The sequence below is a fragment of the Algoriphagus sp. genome (assembly GCF_024642405.1).
Taxonomy (GTDB): Bacteria; Bacteroidota; Bacteroidia; order Cytophagales; family Cyclobacteriaceae; genus Algoriphagus.
Window position 1 is genome coordinate 1 of the sequence record NZ_JAHEBC010000434.1, and the last position, 2929, is coordinate 2929.

Below are 2929 nucleotides of genomic sequence, written 5' to 3' on the forward strand. Positions count from 1 at the left end.
ACAGTTCAAAAGGCAAGGCCATAAATTACTTGTGGAAAAAAGTAAATAAAGAGATCCTAGAGACTATCTTAAGAACAGCTTAGCGTAAAATGGCCAAGGGATTTTCAATATTAGTAGTGAATACATTTAATAAACTATTCTCAATCAAGTTTTTCCCTATTATCCTTGGTTTGATTTCTGGCTTTTCAGTTTTCTATTTTTTGTACTTTTTCGGAGCATATGGTATACAAGAAGGTATTTCTTACTCAGGACATTCCCACCTATTCCGAAGTTTGAGTTTTGGTGTATTAACCTTTGCTTATCTAACTGCTTTCGAAATCTGGCTAAAGCCAAAATTGGATATTACTAGTCTTAGGAGTTCGATAATGTGGTATTTAAGTTTGGTGTTATTAGGAAGCCAACTCATATTTATATTATTCAATTTCTTTTGGAATTGGCAAGAGTGGAATCTCGAGGCATATGGATTTATTATGAAAGAGTTCCCCCTCATGATGGTGGTGCCCCTCTCCTTTTACTTAGTATTAAAAAAAATTACAGCTCCCAAAAACCCAAACCTCTCTTACCTATCCTTTCAATCTGAAAATGGGAAAGAACAATTGAAGATTAAGCTGCAGAACTTTTTGTATGCCAATTCATCCGAAAACTACATTACGATTTCATACACTTTAAATGGGCAAAGCAAACATCACCTCATCCGTAAGCCTCTCAAAGATTTGGAACAAGAGCTAAAAGCTTATCCTGAAATTGAAAGAACGCATAGAAGTTATTTGGTAAATAGACTCAACATTCAGGCTGTGAAGCAACTCAAAGGGAAAGTTTTTCTCGAAGTGAAAGGAACAAGTGTACCTGTATCAAAACAATATCAGCCTCAATTTCTGGATGAGTGATTCTTTCGTCACTGATGAGTGATTTTCATCCCTCAACAACCTTTTAGTTTGTTAAAGAGGGCTTTTAGCTTTCATATTTGTGAAAAGAGAAAACACAATGAAAAAGCTATTCTTACTTTTTTTGGTATTCGGGATCACGATAATTATTGGATGTCAGTCAAAAGAAAACCTCCCGCCCGAAAGCAAAATTTCAACCGCAGACCAACGGATTGACTCGCTTTTTAGAAGTCGCTATGCACAAGACCTTTTTCAAGGTGGTGTAGTAATTACTCAACATGGGAAGACGATTTATGAAAACTATTTGGGACAGGCAGATAGAAGTTGGGGTATTCCATTTGATGAAGAAGTAAAGCTCGATATCGCCTCTGTAAATAAATCTATGATTGCGGCATTGTCCCTCAAGGCTGTAGAAGAAGGACTGCTAAAGCTTGATGATAAGTTAGTGGATTTACTATCTGACTTTTCATACAAAGGACATTTCCACCCAGAAATAACCCTACATCATCTATTGAGTCATAGCTCAGGGTTGGCTGATTATGATGGTGTATCCGAAGAATTGCGACAGGATAGTTTCCTGAAATTCAAACGTTCGCGATTTACCAATGAAGGGTATGTGGATTTCATCAGCCAAATTGAACCCATAAATGAACCGGGAAAGCAATTTTACTACAGCAACTTTGCCTATCATCTCGTCGCGATCATTATTGCCGAGGCCTATTCAAAACCTTTTGCTCAGGTCCTAGAAGAAAAATTGGCGATCCCCTTAGGCCTGAAAAATACTGTATCAGAGGGCTTCAACGAAACAGTGATTCCCAAATTGGCGCAAGCTTATACTTACCAAGAAGCCACAAATCAGTGGATGGAAACTCCTTTTATAGACTTGAGCCTAAGCAGGAGAATATTCTCTACGGCTTCTGACTTGAACAGGTGGGCACAAGTAATGGATAATCCTGGTTGGTTGACGGAAAACTCCCTTAAGCTGATGAAGCAAAATCACCAAGCCAGAATCAGTAAATCGATTTCTTATGGCTATGGCTGGGTCATTTTTGATGAGGAAAACAAGAGTGAGATGGGCGATTTGGGTATTGAAAAGCCCTATATCATTCATGGTGGAAGCACAGATGGCTATAAATCCATGCTTATCAATATCAATAGTGGAGAATACGTCATAAGCTTTTTAAGCAATGTGGGGGACAAGACTAACGAAATGCAACTCGCACAAAAAATAATTGAAATATTAATTAAATAAACAATGAAAAAAGAATTGAATACTCTGGTAATACTCGCATTTATACTCGTTTCATTTTCTGGCTTTGCCCAAAAAGAAACGATGGTCGGCCTTTGGGAAGTAGAAAAAGTAAGCGTTGGAGAAGAAAATATGACCCCTGTAGCGAAGTGGTTTAGATTAAACGCAGACGATACTTACCAAGGGGGAAACGGTTGGTTGCAAAGTAGTAAAGGCAATTGGAATTATGATGCAGATGCAAATCTTTACACGGCCACAGATTCCTTGGATGTTATGGACGAATTTGGCGGTTTTTCTGTATCGTTTGATAATGAAAAAATGGTTTGGGAAAGAGAGGAAGAAGGGATGTCCGTTAAGGTGACTTTACTTCCTATTGAAAAGCTGCCTATGTCCCCCGCAGACTATCTCGAGGGCATGTGGGATTTAGAGAAAATCACTGAAAATGGACAATCCATAATAGGTGATTTTGATAAAGAAAATAAACACAAACTTTTCATTCGGTGGGATAGGATTTACATCAATTTTAATCCAGAAGGAAAAAAGCTGACTGGTTATTGGCACATTAATGGACACAGACCAGAGATCACTTTACTTCCTCACCAGGAAGATGGAAATCCAGAAAGCTGGAGAATAGAGGTTAACAATAAAGAATTAGTAATGACCGGTATTTCTGATAGTAATCGCGCGATAGAACGAACATATATGAGGCGCAATACTTTTTAAAGTATTGGCAGACTTGGTTCTAAAGCAAATCAAATACGTTCTACAACAATAGATAAAATCACTTTCCTCTCAA

Annotated in this window: 3 protein-coding genes; all 3 read left to right on the forward strand. The window is 37.8% G+C overall.

Translation table 11 applies throughout. From position 1 onward, the window contains the following. The first annotated feature begins 89 nt into the window (after nt 1–89). Nucleotides 90–887, forward strand: a complete 798-nt coding sequence (locus Q0L68_RS18945) for a LytTR family transcriptional regulator DNA-binding domain-containing protein (protein WP_296705816.1) — start codon at nt 90–92, stop codon at nt 885–887. A gap of 97 nt (nt 888–984) precedes the next feature. Further along, nucleotides 985–2136, forward strand: coding sequence for a serine hydrolase (locus Q0L68_RS18950; RefSeq protein WP_296705817.1), 1152 nt, complete (start codon nt 985–987; stop codon nt 2134–2136). A 3-nt stretch (nt 2137–2139) separates the two neighbouring features. Next, the gene (locus Q0L68_RS18955; RefSeq protein WP_296705818.1) at nt 2140–2856 is read left to right on the forward strand and encodes a hypothetical protein; all 717 of its coding nucleotides are present in this window, start codon (nt 2140–2142) and stop codon (nt 2854–2856) included. Nucleotides 2857–2929: the final 73 nt, after the last annotated feature.

Bases quoted from the DNA above. Each gene is read 5' to 3' on its own strand.
- Q0L68_RS18950 (WP_296705817.1), top strand. From the start codon at position 985: ATGAAAAAGCTATTCTTACTTTTTTTGGTATTCGGGATCACGATAATT.
- Q0L68_RS18955 (WP_296705818.1), top strand. From the start codon at position 2,140: ATGAAAAAAGAATTGAATACTCTGGTAATACTCGCATTTATACTCGTT.
- Q0L68_RS18945 (WP_296705816.1), top strand. From the start codon at position 90: ATGGCCAAGGGATTTTCAATATTAGTAGTGAATACATTTAATAAACTA.